The 17218-nt window shown below is 38.0% G+C and carries 15 protein-coding genes; 4 read left to right on the top strand and 11 right to left on the bottom strand.

What is annotated here, in order from left to right:
- A partial coding sequence (locus DEU40_RS07835) for an IS4 family transposase (protein WP_110009317.1) occupies window positions 1–1056 on the top strand: 1056 nt, incomplete at its 5' end.
- 115 nt (window positions 1057–1171) lie between these two features.
- Here DEU40_RS07835 and DEU40_RS07830 read toward each other — a convergent pair.
- The gene (locus DEU40_RS07830; protein ID WP_110009316.1) at window positions 1172–2053 is read right to left on the bottom strand and encodes an AraC family transcriptional regulator; all 882 of its coding nucleotides are present in this window, start codon (window positions 2051–2053) and stop codon (window positions 1172–1174) included.
- 203 nt (window positions 2054–2256) lie between these two features.
- Between DEU40_RS07830 and DEU40_RS07825 the strand changes: the two genes are divergently transcribed.
- A complete protein-coding gene (locus DEU40_RS07825) occupies window positions 2257–2601 on the top strand; it encodes a MerR family transcriptional regulator (RefSeq protein WP_062671077.1) in 345 nt (114 codons plus the stop codon).
- A 109-nt stretch (window positions 2602–2710) separates the two neighbouring features.
- On the opposite strand, the gene DEU40_RS07820 is transcribed toward DEU40_RS07825, so the two are convergent.
- Window positions 2711–2935, bottom strand: coding sequence for a hypothetical protein (locus DEU40_RS07820; protein ID WP_110009315.1), 225 nt, complete (start codon window positions 2933–2935; stop codon window positions 2711–2713).
- 226 nt (window positions 2936–3161) lie between these two features.
- Here DEU40_RS07820 and DEU40_RS07815 point away from each other — a divergent pair, with 226 nt between their 5' ends.
- Complete coding sequence (locus DEU40_RS07815; RefSeq protein ID WP_110009314.1) at window positions 3162–4421, top strand: helix-hairpin-helix domain-containing protein; 1260 nt, start codon at window positions 3162–3164, stop codon at window positions 4419–4421.
- A 78-nt stretch (window positions 4422–4499) separates the two neighbouring features.
- On the opposite strand, the gene DEU40_RS07810 is transcribed toward DEU40_RS07815, so the two are convergent.
- The 7 genes from DEU40_RS07810 to DEU40_RS07780 form a co-directional block, all read right to left on the bottom strand.
- On the bottom strand, window positions 4500–5723 hold the full coding sequence (locus DEU40_RS07810) for a YncE family protein (protein WP_146207835.1): 1224 nt from the start codon (window positions 5721–5723) through the stop codon (window positions 4500–4502).
- Window positions 5724–5896: 173 nt separating this feature from the next.
- A complete protein-coding gene (rluF, locus tag DEU40_RS07805; protein WP_110009312.1) occupies window positions 5897–6619 on the bottom strand; it encodes a 23S rRNA pseudouridine(2604) synthase RluF in 723 nt (240 codons plus the stop codon).
- Entirely contained in the window at window positions 6619–7197 is a 579-nt protein-coding gene (locus tag DEU40_RS07800; protein WP_110009311.1) for a hypothetical protein, read from the bottom strand. Before DEU40_RS07800 ends, rluF begins: the two co-directional genes overlap by 1 nt.
- Window positions 7194–7892: a tRNA pseudouridine(55) synthase TruB gene (gene truB, locus DEU40_RS07795; RefSeq protein ID WP_110009310.1), complete on the bottom strand. Its 699-nt coding sequence runs from the start codon at window positions 7890–7892 to the stop codon at window positions 7194–7196. The genes DEU40_RS07800 and truB overlap by 4 nt, the downstream gene beginning before the upstream one ends.
- A 19-nt stretch (window positions 7893–7911) precedes the next feature.
- Window positions 7912–8730, bottom strand: coding sequence for an undecaprenyl-diphosphate phosphatase (locus DEU40_RS07790; RefSeq protein ID WP_110009309.1), 819 nt, complete (start codon window positions 8728–8730; stop codon window positions 7912–7914).
- 111 nt (window positions 8731–8841) lie between these two features.
- Window positions 8842–9138, bottom strand: a complete 297-nt coding sequence (locus DEU40_RS07785) for a DUF3098 domain-containing protein (RefSeq protein WP_110009308.1) — start codon at window positions 9136–9138, stop codon at window positions 8842–8844.
- A 2-nt stretch (window positions 9139–9140) separates the two neighbouring features.
- Window positions 9141–10040, bottom strand: a complete 900-nt coding sequence (locus tag DEU40_RS07780) for a cell division protein FtsX (RefSeq protein ID WP_110009307.1) — start codon at window positions 10038–10040, stop codon at window positions 9141–9143.
- Between the two features lie 91 nt (window positions 10041–10131).
- Here DEU40_RS07780 and rsmA point away from each other — a divergent pair, with 91 nt between their 5' ends.
- Window positions 10132–10902: a 16S rRNA (adenine(1518)-N(6)/adenine(1519)-N(6))-dimethyltransferase RsmA gene (gene rsmA, locus DEU40_RS07775; protein ID WP_110009306.1), complete on the top strand. Its 771-nt coding sequence runs from the start codon at window positions 10132–10134 to the stop codon at window positions 10900–10902.
- Window positions 10903–11029: 127 nt separating this feature from the next.
- On the opposite strand, the gene DEU40_RS07770 is transcribed toward rsmA, so the two are convergent.
- Both DEU40_RS07770 and DEU40_RS07765 read right to left on the bottom strand, forming a co-directional pair.
- Window positions 11030–13282, bottom strand: coding sequence for a choice-of-anchor L domain-containing protein (locus tag DEU40_RS07770; RefSeq protein ID WP_228406465.1), 2253 nt, complete (start codon window positions 13280–13282; stop codon window positions 11030–11032).
- Window positions 13283–13675: 393 nt separating this feature from the next.
- Entirely contained in the window at window positions 13676–17209 is a 3534-nt protein-coding gene (locus DEU40_RS07765; protein ID WP_228406464.1) for a choice-of-anchor L domain-containing protein, read from the bottom strand.
- Between the last annotated feature and the right edge of the window lie 9 nt (window positions 17210–17218).

The following is a 17218-nucleotide window of genomic DNA, read 5'->3' as shown; positions in this document are numbered from 1 at the left end:
GGTTTCTATATCCATCCATCGGTTGTTCTTGATGCTTCCAACGGTACACCCTATGGCTTTGCTAATGTTAAGCTATGGAGTCGTTCGCAAAATTTTGCGAATAAACATGAAAGAAACTACCGTGATCTTCCTATCGAAGAAAAAGAATCCTACAAATGGATCGAAGTATCTGAGCAAACCATCTCTGCTTTGAAGGCGCAAGTTCCGGGCATGCTTATTGTGCAAGATCGTGAGGGTGATATTTATGAGCAGTTTGCCAGGATTCCCCAAGAAGGTGTAGATTTATTGGTCAGGGCAAGGGCAGACCGTTCACTTCCAGATGGGACAAAATTATTTTCCAGCATCGACAAGGAGCAGGTACCTGCTGTTTATTCGGTTTTTATTGATGCCAGAAATGGGAGGAAAAAGAGAACAGCCAAGGTAGAAGTCCGTTATAAACAAGTAGAAATAAAGAGCCCTAAAAGAATAAATGAAAATACGCCTAAAAGCTTAAAAATATATTTTATAGAAGCCAGGGAAGTTGAATATGAAGGCAGCGATGCGGTCTGCTGGCGTTTGTTAACTACCCTATCTATAGATAATATGGAGATGGCCATGAACTGTATCGAGTGGTATAGCTGGCGTTGGAGAATCGAAGAGATATTTAAAATTCTGAAAAAGGAAGGCTATGACATTGAATCCTCAGAACTGGAATATGCTTCTTCGATCCGAAAACAAAGCTTAATGATTATGGAAGTTACCATTAAGCTGTTCTTAATGCGCCTTGCCTATGCTGAGCCGGAGATAGAAATTACTCCCGGATCCTGTTTTCATCCTGAAGAACAGCAGCTGATGGAAGAATACATGAAAGATCTGGAAGGCAGTACCCAAAAGCAAAAAAATAATTATTCAAAGACCGATCTTAAAAGATATGTATGGGTCATTGCCCGCTTGGGAGGATGGAAAGGATACGAAAGCAACAGGCATCCGGGTATTACAACCCTGTGGATTGGACTCAAATGTTTTAAAGATATAGCCAAAGCTTACAAAATCTTTAAAGATCTGTCCACACGATAGTCCGTAGGAGGGGTGGCAAAAATTCAAAGAATTTTTGACGGGGTGGTTTACAACAATCTCTCCATTAAACTTTAAACTGTGAACCTTAAACCTTACACTTTAAACTTTACACTCATTAAGCCTTATATTTCCTCATAAACTGCGTGGGAGTCATTCCGGAGCTTTTCCGGAATACTCTTACAAAGTAGGAATATTCTTCGTATCCCAGTCTAAAGGCAATTTCCACCAAACTCTCGTCGAGATACATGAGCATTCTTTTGGCTTCCAGCACTACCCTTTCAGTAATGACATCAGTTGCTGTTTTTTGAACAACAGTCTGGGCAATCCTGTTCAGATGTTTGGATGAAATACCTAACAAAGAGGCATAATGCGTAATGGACTTGTGTTTTGTAAAGTTTTGTTCAATCAGATTTTCGAAATCCTGATAATGTTTAAAATAAGAAAGTCCGGCAGCAGAATCCATTGTATCAAAATCTTTTGAAAACAATCTTGCAGCATTAATAAAAAGCTGAGACATTAGTGATAAAATCAGGCCTTCTTTCATAATGTTTTTAGCCTGATGCTCTTCTCCCAGTTCTTTAAATAAACTCATGTTTTTCTTCAATTCCTGAGCATTCAATTGTAGTTTTCGCGGGAATGATACGGATCCGAAAAACGGAAAATTTCTGAGTTTCTGATTCACATAATGCATTTCATAAAATTCCTGGGAACAAAAGAAAATATAACCGTCTATATCTTCCGAAAGCTCCCAGCTGTGAATCTGTCCCGGTGACAGGAAGAAAAGACTTCCTTCAGAGACTTCATATCTTTGAAAATCGATCTCATGCACTCCTGTTCCTTTGGTAAAGAGAACAGCTGCATAAAAATCATGCCTGTGAGGCTTCTCTATATGACGATGTCCCAACACCAAATGACTCTTCATCGTGTTAAAATAAAAATCTGAAATATTTTTACCCGCCTGGAAAAGATCGATATGAAGAACGGAGATCGGATTCATTGATAAATATCTTAAGGATTCACAAATTTAGATAAAAAGAACCGGTAATAGCTGCTCTTCTTCTCTGTGATGACCAAATGGCTGTTTTGTGATGATTTTACATCTTTATTTTTCCTTTAAAACAAAGTCTGACCGCACTTTTTACAATATATTTTGGATGAAACTTTAAAAAATTTTTATCTTTGAAGTTTAGGAGTTGTAAAATGAAAATAAATTTACCTGATAAGCTGTATTATTCAATAGGAGAAGTTGCGAAAGCATTCGATGTAAACACTTCATTAATACGTTACTGGGAACAGGAATTCCCTATTATCAAGCCTAAAAAAAACAGAAAAGGAAACCGATATTTCACTCCTGAAGACATTAAAAATCTTCAGATGATCTACCATCTCGTAAAAGAAAAAGGATATACCTTAGATGGAGCTCGTATCGCTCTGACCACCAACAGTAAAATTTCCGAAACCATTACTCTGATCGACCGCCTGGAGTTTGTAAAAGCTGAACTGATCAAGCTGAAAGAGTCTTTAGGAGAACGGGAAGAGGATTAAATTCTTTGAAAATATAAAAAGGTCCGCTGCAAATAATTACAGCGGACTTTTTATTGATATACTCATACCTTAGAAAAGGCAATAATTTATTACTTATTTTTGTTCGAAGCTATTCTTCTTTCTTAAAACTCACCACCAGATATTCTCCGTTTGAACAGTATTTCTTACAGCTGTCATCTTTAAAGTTTTCAGGCTTTTTGGTGTACTCTTCAATATACCTCGAACTTTCAGTTGTATCAGCCGGAACTATAACAATATGGTAATTGTCAGCCACTGTACTGTCGGCTTTTTTTAATGCCTCTTCCTTGTATTTTAATGCTTCTGTGTAATTCATATTTATATCGATTAATTAGGTGTGATAAAAAATTTACAAAAACCAAGCCGTTTGAAGAAATACATTCTAAAATGCAGTCAGGACTTTTATTTCTCTACGAAATTATATCACATAAAAGACAATATTCCCGCCACCTTTTAAACCATAAAATGCTTTCTCTACATCATTTTTAACCATTTCATTATCAGCTATTGCAGTGCTTTATTTTTATTAATAGGTTTACTGTATGATGAGAAAAAACTATTACCGGAAACTGGCATTGATGGTCACATTGCTGACTGTTTTATTGGCCTATCAGAAATACACCAGTCGTGAAAAAGAACCTTTTCCTGAAGTTACCTTTATTAAAGATTCTTCAATACAAAATCTATCAGATTTTGATCCCAATACACTGGATAAAGAACAGTGGCTGAAACTTGGATTTTCAGAGAAACAAACTGCTACCATCCTTAAGTATAAAGATATGGTAGGAGGAAAATTTATTTCAAAAGAGCAGTTGAAAAAGTGTTATGCTATTTCCGAAGAGAAATTCAGTGAGCTGGCCTCTTTCATTTTACTTCCTGAAGTAACAGAAAAAAAGGATCCAAAAGGGTTCTCTTCCTACGGAAAGAAAGAAATTCTGGTTTCAGCGAAATTCAATCCTGATCGGTTTTCTGTCCACGACTGGCTTAAGATGGGTTTCAGTGAAAAGCAGGCAGAAGCTATTATAAAGTATAAAAATTATCTCGGGGGAAGTTTTATCAGTAAGGAAAAGTTTAAAGAATGCTTCATCATTTCCCCGGAGAATTACAGCAAAATCGAACCTTATCTTTTGCTGCCGGCAAAAACTCCGGAAAACTTCAGGAATTTTGCGAAGGATAATACTGTGAAATCCAGAATTCAATATCATATTTTTGATCCTAATCAACTGGACTTAGAGGGCTGGAAAACACTTGGATTCTCAGAAAAACAAGCAATCACAATCCTCAATTACCGGAACCGGAATTTAAGAGGAAGCTTTAAAAGCCTTGACGATCTGCAGAAATGTTTTGTGATTTCTGCTGAGAAATTTCAGGAAATGAAACCTTATATCAAACTTCAGGAAAAACAGCAGGAAAAAACAGACTTTTCAAAAACAGACCTTAATACCATTACGTTTAAACAGCTTATAGAATTCGGACTGGATGAAAGAAGTGCAGGTTCAATCATTGGTTTCAGAAAGAAACTGGGAGGTTTTATGAATAAGCAGCAAATTCTAAGCACTTACAATATCGATCTGGATCTGGTTCAGAAACTGATTTCAATAGCACCATTGAATACATCAGGTGTTCCCCGGTACTCATTAGTAAATGCACCGGAGGAATGGCTTAAAAATCATCCTTATTTCAAGTACTCAGCAGATAAAATCATATTCTACAGGATTAGTAATCCAGATGATAAAAAAATATGGAAACTCTTAAAACTGAAACCTGAGTATGAAGAAAGAATGAAATTATATGTAAAATAACATGACAACAAGAAGTTGACATAAACTCTTCCGAAATAATATTCCGGAAGAGTTATACTGTGAATAATGTCCTACATTTTAGTGATGCATATAACTGCCTGGCCCGTTAGTTCCTTCAATAGATTCCGGTAGAATTCCATATTTATTCCTTAAATCTACTGTTCCTAATTTTTTCCCGGAATTAATATCAATGATACTAATCGTACCGGAATTTAAGTTAGGAAGATCCAATAGGTTATTCTGTACTGCTACAACATCTTTTCCTGACTTGGTTTTAAAGAAAACCATATGATGCGCCCCTCTGTCAGCTTCAAAAGTCTTCAAAAGCTTTAGCTGGGGAAGATTATTTATATCAAAAACAAGCACTCTTCCAGGATCTGCAAAACTTACATAGAGCTTGTTTGTATCATCAATATACATTTCAAGCGCCCAGCCTAATCCTTGTGTACTTCCGTCAAAAATCTTGGTAAAAGCATCATATTTTTTGGTTGCGGTATTGTATGGGGCAATCCAGATATCACCGCCAAGCATTGTTGTAGCAAGTGCATATTGTGGAAATTTTCCGCGAAGTAACAATACCTCAACCGGAGCGGACAAATCTGTTGGTGAGTCTGCTACCTGGTATGTTTCCTTGATTTCATAGGTATTCAGATCTAACAAAGTACAGGTATTTCCCATTCCTGTCGTAAGATCAGGGTGAATGGTAGAAGTCACCATCATTAATCCTTTTTCCTCATTAACGGAAATGCCATGCGGATACATGATAAACTTACCGGGATTAGCCTGAATGGGAGCTTTAATCGTTTTGATAAGCTGATTATTATTAGCATTAAAAACGCCAATACTTCCGTCTTTCGGACCTCCTGCCCCACCCATAAAGGTCATAAAATATCTACCGTCATTTGTGAAAAACAAGTTTTCACCTACTGTATTCTCGCCCGTATCAATAGGAGTTGCACTGATTAATTTCGGCTGTCCGTACTGGTCTTTATCCGTTTTTATTTCATAGAGATAACTGCCTCCCAAAGCAGTGGTGAACATTTTTTTTGCATCCAGATTGTAATAAATATGATGGGGCAATACCCCATTACCCAATTCAAGCTTACTGCTGATGTTTCCAAAATTCGGAGCTTCAGGATCGAGTTCTATAACGGCTATTCCGTCTGATGCCCCTTTCAGACTTCTGTAATCAATGTAAAACGAAGTATTATGGGGATGATCGGGATTGTGGTTCTCATTCAGGCAACCCGTGGATATTACCAGAATAACAAACAAGAACACTGAATTCAATTTTAATTTCATGGTTTTGTGATTATCATTGTTAGTATTATAAATATAAAACATTTCCAATGAAAACAAAAACATATTACACCAATATGTGAAAAAAATAATAAATAACATTAAAAAATAATGCTTCCTGTAGCTAATACAAGGAAGCATGAAATTAAAACCGTTATAAAGTATCTTAGATATTTTTAATCAAATGTTTTACTGGAATCTACCAGCAAAGAGTTTAAGGTATTAAGCTCCTCATCAGTCATATCTCTCCATTTCCCTATCGGCAGATCAAGTTTGATATTCATAATACGGATTCTCTTGAGTTTTTTAACTTCATACCCCAGATATTCGCACATTCTTCGGATCTGTCTGTTCAGTCCCTGAGTAAGGATAATTCTGAAATTCATTTCATCAATCTTCTCTACCTCACATTTTTTAGTCACAGTATCCAGGATGGGAACTCCATTTCTCATTTTCTCCAGGAATTTTGGAGTGATCGGCTTATCTACACGAACCAAATATTCCTTCTCGTGATTATTTCGAGCTCTCAGGATTTTATTGACAATATCACCGTCACTCGTTAAGAGAATAAGCCCTTCACTAGGTTTATCCAGTCTTCCGATAGGAAAAATTCTTTTCGGGTGGTTGATATAATCTACGATATTATTTTTTTCACGTTTGGTATCGGTAGTACAAACGATTCCTACCGGTTTATTAAAAACGATATACACAGGTTTTTCCTGAGGTTCTCTGATGGGTTTTCCGTCCACTTCTACGAGATCCTCATCAGAAACTTTGGTTCCCAGTTCAGGAATTTTCCCGTTTATCTTAATTCTGCCTTCCTCCAAAAGTTTATCAGCTGCTCTTCTCGAACAGTATCCTGCTTCTGATAAATATTTATTAATACGTGTCTTTTCCATTAGTCTTTTCCGTAACCGGTATAATTTTTATTGCTGAAAAGGGTAATTCCATAGCTCAGGCCTATGAAAAAACCGTCAGTTCCATCTTTCAGCCGATGTGATTCAAAAACAATTCCTCCTTCCTGGCTCAATCTTTTTGAATAGGAAACCTGCATTCCCAGTCTCCCGCCCCAGAATTCAGTATCTGAAACAGCAGAGTGATTTAGTTGTTTTCCATAATTAATATCGATGTAAAAAGGTCTTTCTCCCGGAGAAAAAATAATCTTTGGTTGAATAACCCAATAAATCAGATGATAATTATCCTGGATAAAACTATATTTAAATCCTGTTCCCAATGCAAAGTTAGGAAGAAAATTATATCCACCCACAGCAGTAATCCCATAAGTAAGATTTCCTAATGAAGATCTGTTTTCAATATACTGCGAATTGCTGGTCTGGTTCTTCTTATTAATATTAAATCCTACATTCAAAGAAGGATTGAAGTAAAAATCCATTTTTGATTTTCCAGTTTCTGTATCCTGAGAAAATGCTTTATAAAAAGAAAATATTAATAAGAAAATGGATAATTTTATTTTCATAGGCTTTCGAATCTGTACTCGTTATTCAGGAACTGATCTGTAGCATCTTCAATGGCATAATCACCAATTTTGGTACGTCTCAGCTGTGTCAGATAAGCTCCTACTCCCAATTCCTGCCCGATATCATGAGCCAGACTTCTGATGTATGTTCCTTTTGAACAGCCTACCATGAAACTCACCAAAGGAAAATCGATTTTTATGTCTTTGATATAATGGATGGTTGTTTTTCTTGCCTTCATTTCCACTTCTTCACCTGCTCTGGCAAGATTGTAAGCTCTTTCGCCATCAATTTTAATCGCTGAATAAACGGGTGGTTTCTGTTCAATTTCTCCAACAAATTTTTCCAGCACTTCTTTTACCTGTTCTTCAGTAATATGAGAGATATCCTGGTGAAGAATTTCCGGTTTTTCGGTATCATAGGATTCTGTTTGCACACCGATCTTGATCTCTGTCCAGTATTCTTTGGGAGCATCCTGAATTTCAGGAATTTTCTTTGTAAATTTTCCACAGCAGACAATAAGAAGCCCGGTTGCTCTTGGATCTAAGGTTCCGGCGTGTCCGATTTTAAATTTCTTGGGAAGATCAAATTCCCTTTTAAGTTTATATTTCATTTTATTGACAGCCTGGAAGGAAGTCCAGTCCAAAGGTTTGTCCAATAAAAAAATGTATCCTGATTTCAGTTCTTCCGCAGTCATGAATGGGTATAAAAATTCCTTATTTAAAGAAATAAAAATAAATCAACAGGGCAATTCCTACAAAAATACGGTACCAGCCCCAAGGTTTAAATCCATATTTATTAAGCACTCCAATAAATGCTTTAATGGCAATAAGTGCCACAATAAATGCAACGATATTTCCAATTACAAAGATCATAATATGATCCTGTGAAGACATAATCATTTCGTATCCTTTCTGCGGATTTGCGGTTTCTTTTCCCCAGGTCTTAACAAAAACTGAGTATACCGTTACTGCCAGCATTGTAGGAACAGCAAGGAAAAAAGAAAATTCTGCAGCAGCCTTTCTGGTAAGACCTTGTGCCATTCCTCCAATAATAGAGGCCGCACTACGGCTTGTTCCCGGCATCATCGCAAGACACTGCCAAAAACCAATGGTAATAGCATTTCTTATGGTGATTCCTTTTTCATCATCAATTTTAGGATTCCTGAACCATTTATCTGCAAACAGCAAAACAACACCCCCTAAAACCAATACGGAAGAAATCGCAATCTGGTTCCCAAGAACGGCTTCAATTTTATCATCGAATAAATATCCCAACACCAAAGCCGGAACTACAGCAAATGCAAGTTTAAAATAAAACTGAATATTATTTAAGTCAAAAAACTTTTTCCAATAGGCTACCACCACCGATAGAATAGCTCCAAACTGAATAGACACCTGAAACATTTTTAAAAATTCTGTTTCTTCCAACCCCATAAGATTCGCAGTAAATCCCATATGTGCTGTAGAGGAAATCGGAAGATATTCCGTCAAGCCTTCTACAATGGCAATAATAATTGCTTTGATTAAATCCATATTCTTTTAAAAATTAAAAAGATTAAAAGATTTAAGAATTAGAAAAATCAGCTCATTGGCTTACATCTTTCAATTCTTAAATTTTTTAATCCTTAAATAAAATTATTTTATTTATTTTCTTTTTAAGATCGCGTACACTTCTATTGCAAATCCTATAACAACAAACAAAGGTGCTATTCTGATTCTTCTGATAGAAAAGATCCCGTCATTCCATGAGTTAGGATCAAATTTCCCGTCTACTGTATTGGCATCAGGTCCCATCATAAGTAGAAATCCTACTACAATGAAGGCTAGTCCGATCAGCATCCATTTGAAATTCTGCTGTCCGAAATAGAAAGCGTTTTCCTGTGGTACTTCAGCTTCATGCCCGTAGTCTGAAGCAGAAAATTTATTTGTTTTTTTGCTCATTATTAAGAGTAATATAAATCGTCAACGTTTGATTTCAAGAACCTCCATGTAGCGAAAATGGTACTTAAGACAGAAATAAAAATTCCAACACCCAGTACCAGGATTACTAACCAGAAGTACTGGTTGTTGTCCTGTACGAAAGCAGAACCAATCTGACTGGTGAAATAATACCAGACTCCGCCCAAAGCGAGAAGACCTATTACAGAACCGATAGCTCCTAAAATAATAGCTTCCACAATGAAAGGTTTAAGGATAAATCTTCTTTTCGCTCCTACCAGCTGCATTGTTTTAATAATAAATCTCTTTGAGAATATTTTCAGACGGATAGAGTTGTTGATCAATACAACTGCCAATATCAGGAACAGGACTGAAAATCCTAAGATCCATTTCAGGATTCTGCTCAGGTTATTGTAGACATCTACCATCAGAGTACTGTCATTTTTAACATCAATAATTCCGGGAACGGATTTGATTTCTTTAATAGCTTCATCAATTTTTGCTGGATCTACGAACTCCGGCTTTAAAGCCACTTCAATAGAAGAAGGGAAAATATTTTCCTCAAACAATGCATCACTGTCGATTCCCATACTTTTCTTGGCTTCTTTTGCCGCCATTTCTCTTGAAATATAAGTCGCTTTTTTTACAGGAGCTAATAACTGTACCTTTTTAAAAGTTTCTTCCTCAAGTTTTGCAATTTTTACAGAATCTTTAGCGTCATAGTTTTCATCAAAGTAGGCATTCACTACCAACTGTTCTTTGATATAGTCAGAATACTTCTGGGCATTAATCAGAATAAGCCCCATTAATCCTAACAAAAATAACACTAAGGCAATACTTATCACTACTGTAATATTGCTGGACCGAAGCCTTTTCTTATTAAATTCATCTACAGATTTAGCCATTAATATTAAAATTTTTGGCTAAAATAGAAAAAATCTTCCGAAATTTGGGACGAAATAAAGAAAATCACTGTTAATAAAATCATAAAAAACTTTGAGTGTAAAAGCAAAAAAACATCTTGGACAGCACTTCCTGACAGATGAAAATATCGCAAGAAAAATCGTAGAAGGTCTTAGTTTTGAGAGCTATAACAACATTATGGAAGTAGGTCCCGGAATGGGCGTTCTTACCAAATATCTTCTTGAAAAGGATCAGAACATTTACCTTGCAGAAATAGACACGGAATCTATAGAATATCTGAAAAACAACTATGCAAAAGTAACTGAAGAAACTTTTGTAGGTGATTTTCTGAAGCAGGATTTCAGTTTTATCAAGGATGATCAGATTGCGATCATTGGTAATTTCCCTTATAACATTTCGTCACAGATTCTGTTTCAGATTGTAGACCATTACCAGCTGATCCCGGAAATGGTAGGAATGTTCCAGAAAGAGGTAGCGGAAAGAACGGCGGCTGTTCCGAGAACTAAAGATTATGGTATTCTTTCTGTTCTGATACAGGCTTATTATGATGTATCTTATATGTTTACGGTACATGAAAATGTCTTCAATCCTCCTCCAAAAGTAAAATCGGGAGTCATCAGGCTTACAAGAAACCCTAAAGAAGGGCTTGCGGGCAATGAAGTACTGTTTAAACAGATCGTGAAAACAGGTTTCAACCAAAGAAGAAAAAAGCTTTCCAATGCTTTAAAAACACTCAATATTCCTGAAGCCTTGAAAGGGCACGAATTTTTAGATAAGAGAGCAGAAGAACTGAGTGTAGCAGATTTTATACACTTTGCAAATCTGTGGAAAGAAAATCAATAAAACAATCATTATAAAGCTTCCTTACCGGGAGCTTTTTTGCTGAATACATTACAATACACTGTCCGTTAAAAGCAGAAAGCCTTTCAAATAAATCCGAAAGGCTTTCTTTTATATTACATTATCAATTTTAGTTTCTGTTTTTCAGCATGATCCATCCTGACCAGTTCATCTGAGCTTTTGATTTCGGATATTCAAAATTGAACTTATACCAGTATGTTGCTGTAGGAAGTCTCTTACCACTTACCGTTCCGTCCCAGACTGGATTTTCTTTTGAGAACCTGAACATTTCCACTCCATATCTGTCATAGATAGAACCCGTAAAGTTTTTAAAGTCTCCAAGAGCCTTAAGATCCAATACATCGTTAATTCCATCTTCGTTTGGCGTAATGATATTGTTGATCTGCAATGTAAAGAATTCAAGAGATCCCACACAATGCGTACCTACTCTTCTTACCAAAACAGTATAGTTTGTATTGTCTAAAAGATTCGTAAATACATTTGAATCCTGCCATGTGATACCACCATCAAGAGAATATTCCAAAGTGCTTGGTGTATTGTTCATTGGCGGGTTTTCAGCTGTAATTGTTACTGTTTTTTTGATGCTTTCATAATTTAATGCAGTAACAAAAGGAGTTGCTGCCCCCATTACTTTGGCTTCAAAAACTTTCTTACAGATACCATTATCAATTTCTACTGAGTAGATTCCCCATTGGTCTACATCAATTTTCCGTGTTGTAGCACCTGTACTCCAAAGATATTTATAACCATCACCGGCTCCTGCATCCAGAGTGACAACATCACCGACACACATTTCAACGTCTTTTAATGTAGAGGTAATTTCCGGTGTCACTTCAATTCTGATCGTTGCCGGATTAAGAGATTTACATCCTTTTGCTCCAATTGCATATACTGTAAATGTTGTAGTCTGATATAGAGTAACCGTCTGCATATTCCCTGTTCCCATGAAATTGCTCCAAAGATACGTATCTCCTCCTTCAGCCGTAAGGGTTACAGATTCTCCCGGACAGATTTTTATTCTCGAAGATTTCACTTTAGCGGTTGGTGTTGCTTCTTTCTGCAATGTCAATTCTACAATTTTGCTACAGAATCCTCCATTGGAAACAAGAACATACAGAATCTGGCCATCGTTACCATTATAATTTAAAGGTGTCTGGATATAGTTGTTATTCTGTGCAACAGCATCCGCCTGATTTTCATAAAATTTAAAGATTGCTCCAGGCGTTGGGCTGATGGTAGGCATAATTGTACTTAAATCGAAAGTAGTAATATCCGGTGTGGTACAAAGCAGTAATGTAGCATCCTGAGCCTGAGGTGTTGTTCCTCCGTGAATCTGGATTGAAGCTTTACCCGGACATGGATTACCAGGAACACTTACTTCGATTGTATAAGTACCAGGCTGTATTGCAGTAATGGTATTGGTTGTAGCATTCGGGATTGGTGCTCCATTAAAGAACCACTGGTAAACAAGGTTAGGATCATTTACAGAAGCTGTAATGACCTGAGGTACATTATCACATACATTAATATCTGAAGGCAGTTTTGTTCCTGCAGGATCTAAAAGATCTACCCCGATATTGAAAGATCCTCCTTCAAGGAATACAGCAGAGTCATAACTATGGTCACTGTAATCGGCAATTACCATTTTGAAGTGGTATTGCTGTCCTGCTACTACGGTTGCTGTGGCAGTCAATGGGATTGTTCTTCCGTTAAAGTTGGTTTCAACGTTACCTGTGTTGTAACCGGCAAAATACTGCTCGTTTACCGCACCACAACTGGTTCCGATTGCAGGGTGGATATTGGTAATACTTACCGGACCTGCACCTCCCGGAAGTACAGCCATATTCACATAAGGTCCACCTGAAGTAGGTCTCAACAAGATGGCAAATGCATCTGCAAAGGTACAAGGGAAAGATCCAGTATATTCTTCTGATGCAATAAGGTAATTAAATTTGATCTGAGAAGTTGTTGGAACGAAGTCAAACTCCAAAAGAACGGCATCATTCAGTCTGCTTTCCACAACCCCGATCACCTGTGCAAGATCAGCATCTGATCCTCCACCGTTAACATCACTCAAACCGCCTTCAAAAGTATTACCAGCTCTTCTTGCATACCCTGTGGAAAGAATAAGCCCGTCTTTAAAAGGGAAATTGGTTGCAGCTTTATGAAAATACCCCCATGCTCTGTTTGCCTCACTTGCCGCATGGTTAGGAGTAATCTTCACATTGGTTACATTGGGAGTAAGGCAGGTATTGGTCCCGGAAGAGATCAATACATCTTTAACCATTTTTTCAATAGTATAAGCGGTTTCAGGATACTGCGGAGCATTCACATCAATAAAAGCACCAGCTCTTGCCGACATATTTGAGGGTCTTTCTTTGACGTGTTTTCGTGGTGGCAGATCTTGTGAAAATAAAAAAGTCGAGATGACTAAAAAAAATAAACAAAGCGGTAGATATCTTCTCATAATATTTTTGTTTCAACAAATTTAATTTTTTTTTAAATATCTCGCATACATATTTATATTTTTTACTATAAAAAAACAAAACAAAAAGCATTTACAGTAAATTTTCATTAATCAATCCCTATCCGGACAAATCATACTTCTTGTGCCAGCATCGTATTACAAATCATTTTAACATATTTTCCACTTATTTTACATAATTCACAAAACACGATAATATTTATTCATCAAAACCAAAAAAAATCTTTCATTACTGAAAGATTTTTATTTTGATTTTTATTTTTATAAAATCTAGTTTCTGTTCTTCAGGAGAATCCATCCTGAACGCTGTTCCATTTTCTTACTGGCTGGATTTTCCCATTGTACCCTGTACCAATAAGTAGCAGTAGGAAGATTAATTCCCTTTAAAGATCCTGTCCAGATAACATTTCCTTTACTTGCTTTGAATACTTCAGCACCGTACCTGTCGAAAATAGAAGCTGCGAAGTCTTTGTATCCGCTTATTCCGGTGAAATCAATAGTATCATTGATACCATCCATATTAGGGGTAATAGCGTTGCTGATAATGAATGTAAAATAATCCAGCGAAGTACCGCATTTAGCACCTTTCACTCTTACCATTACAGTATACATGGTATTGTTCAAAATACCTGTAAACACATTCGATTCGTGCCATGTCAATCCTCCATCGATGGAATATTCTAAAACTCCGCCTGTAGGGTTACTTGCCGTAAGCGTAAGAATATGATTATCATACACAATATTGGTAAACTGCGGCAGATCAGGATTAATAAGCTGTGCCGAAAAAGTTTTGGAACAAACCCCATTACTGATTGTCACAGAATATGTTCCGGGAATATTAGTTGTTATGGTTTGAGTAGTGGCTCCCGTGCTCCATACATAAGTATAGTTTGGTCCTGAACCGGCATCCAGTGTTCCTTTATCTCCGGCACAGACAAATACATCTTTTAATGTAGAAACGATTGCAGGAACGACTTCAATCTTAACTTTGGCAGGATTCACAGAGCTGCATCCGTTTCCTCCCAATGCATATACTGAATATTCTGTTGTTGCTGTTGGAGTAACTACCTGAGTATTTCCGTTTCCTGTGAGGCCAATCCAGTTATATGTAATTCCTCCTGTGGCAGTCAATGTTACAGATTCACCTTCACAGATTTTCAATTTAGAGGCTGTAAGGCCTGCTATTGGCGGACCTACCTGAACAGTAACTGACGCTGGTGTAGCAGAAATACATCCGTTAGCTCCAACGGCAAATACCGTATATACAGTAGTTGTGGTAGGCGAAACAACCTGGGTGTTTCCATTTCCTGTAAGGCCATTCCCCCAGTTATAGGTTACCCCTCCGGAAGCCGTTAATGTTACGGATTCTCCTACACAAATACGGGGTTGTGATGAAACTAATGCAGCAACAGGCTGTACTTTATCTTCCTGAACGTTTACCGTGGAAGTAAATGTACAGCTCAGATTTCCTGGCTGTGAAACATTCGTCACTGTTAAAGTATAGGTTCCGCCGGCGCTTACCACAGGGGTAAGTGTATTAGCTCCTGAGACAATAGTACCTCCGGTGGTTGTCCATGCAATGGTAGATCCTACCGGTACAACAGATGCTGATGCATTGATGGTAACCTGTGGTGTTGTACAGGTAATTGTTTGTGGTGCAGCAATGGTAAGCGTAGTTTGAGCCGTGCTTAATAACTGCAGAGATACTACATAGCTGCAGCCTCCATTACTTACCAGTACATAAATAGTCTGGCTTCCTCCCGGCGGCGTATATGTTGTAGGTGCTGCAATAAAGTTTCCGTTAGCAGCATTGGCATCAGCCTGACTGACGTAGTAAGTAAAAGTAACTCCTGCAGTTGTGGTGATCTGGGGCTGGGCTTCCGTAAGATTATAAGTTAATCCCGGCTGATAACATTTATGAAGTGTTGCATTTTGCGCTGTGAAAGGTTCTGAAACTTCTATCGTTATCGTTGCAGGGTTTTGAGAAACACAGCCATTCGCTCCTACTGCTGTTACGGTATAAGTGGTGGTGGCAGTAGGTGAAACAACCTGTGTACTTCCGTTTCCTGTAAGGCCATTACCCCAGTTATAGGTAGCTCCACCTGAAGCGGTAAGTGTTACAGAATCTCCTTTACAGATTTTTATTTTGCTTGCTGTAAGCCCGGTAACCGGCGGAGCACTGTTTCCTGTCACGGTTACAGTTCCTACCGCTGTACAGCTGATATTTCCTGGCTGATACACTTTTGTGATGGTTAAAGTATAAGTTCCTGCAGCATTAATCACAGGATTTAAAGTCGTTGCTCCTGAAACAATATTCCCTCCCGTAGTCGTCCAGTTGAAAGTAGCTCCTGCCGGATAAACGGAAGCTGATGCATCCAGCGTGGTCTGAGAATTGTTACAGGTAAGCACTGCCGGAGGGGCAATGGTAGGTATCATCTGTGGAGCTTTTACCAGTTGGAGTTGTGCTACTTTTGCACAGAAACCGTTGGCTACTCTTACATACACTGTTCCACCCGCACTCTGATGAGCTGTTGGATTAGGCATTGTATTGGCATTTCCTGCATTAGCATCCGCCAATGTGGTATAGTAGGTAAACACAGCTCCCGGAGTAGTACTTATAGAAGCTTGTGCTGATGTTAAATTAAAAGTTGCATTTCCGGCAGCATAACAGGCTGTTAATGTAGCATTCTGTACTGTAGGAGATGTTCCGCCAACTACTGTAATAGTAGCTTCCCCCGGACAGGTATTCCCCTGGATGAAAACCTTAACGGTGTATACCCCTGGTGCTGTTGCCGTGTAACTTGCATTGGTAGCTCCTGCAATCGGAGTAGTACCCTGATACCACTGATACGTTATATTAGGTCCCTGCACAGAGGCTGTAAAAGTCTGTGGAGTATTATCACACATATTAACAGAATCAGGAAGCTGCACGCCAGCCGGATCCAGTATTTTCACCCCGATATCAAATGACCCTGCTTCAAGAAATACTGCTGAATCAAAGTTGGGATCCTGATAATCCGCAAGCACAATTTTAAAATGGTAGGTTTGCCCGGGGATTACAGTTGCTTTGGCAGTAAGAGGAATGGTACGTCCGTTGAAATTGGTTTCAATCTGAGCGGTATTGGTTCCTCCGTAATAGGCTTCATTCTTAGGCCCGCAGTTTTGATATTGCGGGTGTATATTCGTTACACTTACAGGTCCTGCTCCTCCCGGAAGCACTGCAAGATTGGTATAAGTAGGATCAGTTGATTTTTTTAACAGCAGAGCAAAACCGTCTGTGATTGTACATGGAAAGTTTTGCTGGTATTCTTTAGAAGCAAATAAATATCGGAATGAAATTTCAGTAGAGGCAGCCACAAAGTCAAATTCTATAGAGGTGGCATTCGTGAGGTTATTATTACCGATTCCCAACGCATTCGCAAGATCTATATCACCTCCGGTTCCAAGATCATCACTTAAAGTTCCCTGAAGAGTGTTCCCTGCTTTATTGGCATATCCGGTAGAAAGGATAATCCCTTTGCTGAAAGGAAAATTGGTATTTGATTTATTAAAATATCCCCAGCTTCGGTTCTGGTTGGTAGCGGCCAGGTTGGGGGAGACGGTTACATTGCTTACACTTGAGCTGGTACAGGTGGAACCTCCGGATATAAGAACATCATTGATCAGCTGGGTAATAGGATAGCCGGATTCCGGGTAACTGGGTGCATTCACATCTATAAAGGCACCTGCTCTTAAAGAAGCAGCAGTAGGTTTTGATGCTATTTCTACCCTTCCTTTATTTTGAGCCAAAATAAAGTTTCCCATGAAAGCTAA

The sequence above is a fragment of the Chryseobacterium sp. AG844 genome, from assembly GCF_003182335.1.
Lineage (GTDB): Bacteria > Bacteroidota > Bacteroidia > Flavobacteriales > Weeksellaceae > Chryseobacterium > Chryseobacterium cupriresistens.
Note: the sequence above shows the minus strand (reverse complement) of the source record. Positions and strands in the feature narration are given on the sequence as shown.

Coding starts and splice junctions, on each gene's coding strand:
- DEU40_RS07830 (WP_110009316.1), bottom strand. CDS start 2,053: ATGAATCCGATCTCCGTTCTTCATATCGATCTTTTCCAGGCGGGTAAA.
- DEU40_RS07825 (WP_062671077.1), top strand. CDS start 2,257: ATGAAAATAAATTTACCTGATAAGCTGTATTATTCAATAGGAGAAGTT.
- DEU40_RS07820 (WP_110009315.1), bottom strand. CDS start 2,935: ATGAATTACACAGAAGCATTAAAATACAAGGAAGAGGCATTAAAAAAA.
- DEU40_RS07815 (WP_110009314.1), top strand. CDS start 3,162: ATGATGAGAAAAAACTATTACCGGAAACTGGCATTGATGGTCACATTG.
- DEU40_RS07810 (WP_146207835.1), bottom strand. CDS start 5,723: ATGAAATTAAAATTGAATTCAGTGTTCTTGTTTGTTATTCTGGTAATA.
- rluF (WP_110009312.1), bottom strand. CDS start 6,619: ATGGAAAAGACACGTATTAATAAATATTTATCAGAAGCAGGATACTGT.
- DEU40_RS07800 (WP_110009311.1), bottom strand. CDS start 7,197: ATGAAAATAAAATTATCCATTTTCTTATTAATATTTTCTTTTTATAAA.
- truB (WP_110009310.1), bottom strand. CDS start 7,892: ATGACTGCGGAAGAACTGAAATCAGGATACATTTTTTTATTGGACAAA.
- DEU40_RS07790 (WP_110009309.1), bottom strand. CDS start 8,730: ATGGATTTAATCAAAGCAATTATTATTGCCATTGTAGAAGGCTTGACG.
- DEU40_RS07785 (WP_110009308.1), bottom strand. CDS start 9,138: ATGAGCAAAAAAACAAATAAATTTTCTGCTTCAGACTACGGGCATGAA.
- DEU40_RS07780 (WP_110009307.1), bottom strand. CDS start 10,040: ATGGCTAAATCTGTAGATGAATTTAATAAGAAAAGGCTTCGGTCCAGC.
- DEU40_RS07770 (WP_228406465.1), bottom strand. CDS start 13,282: ATGTCGGCAAGAGCTGGTGCTTTTATTGATGTGAATGCTCCGCAGTAT.
- DEU40_RS07765 (WP_228406464.1), bottom strand. CDS start 17,209: ATGGGAAACTTTATTTTGGCTCAAAATAAAGGAAGGGTAGAAATAGCA.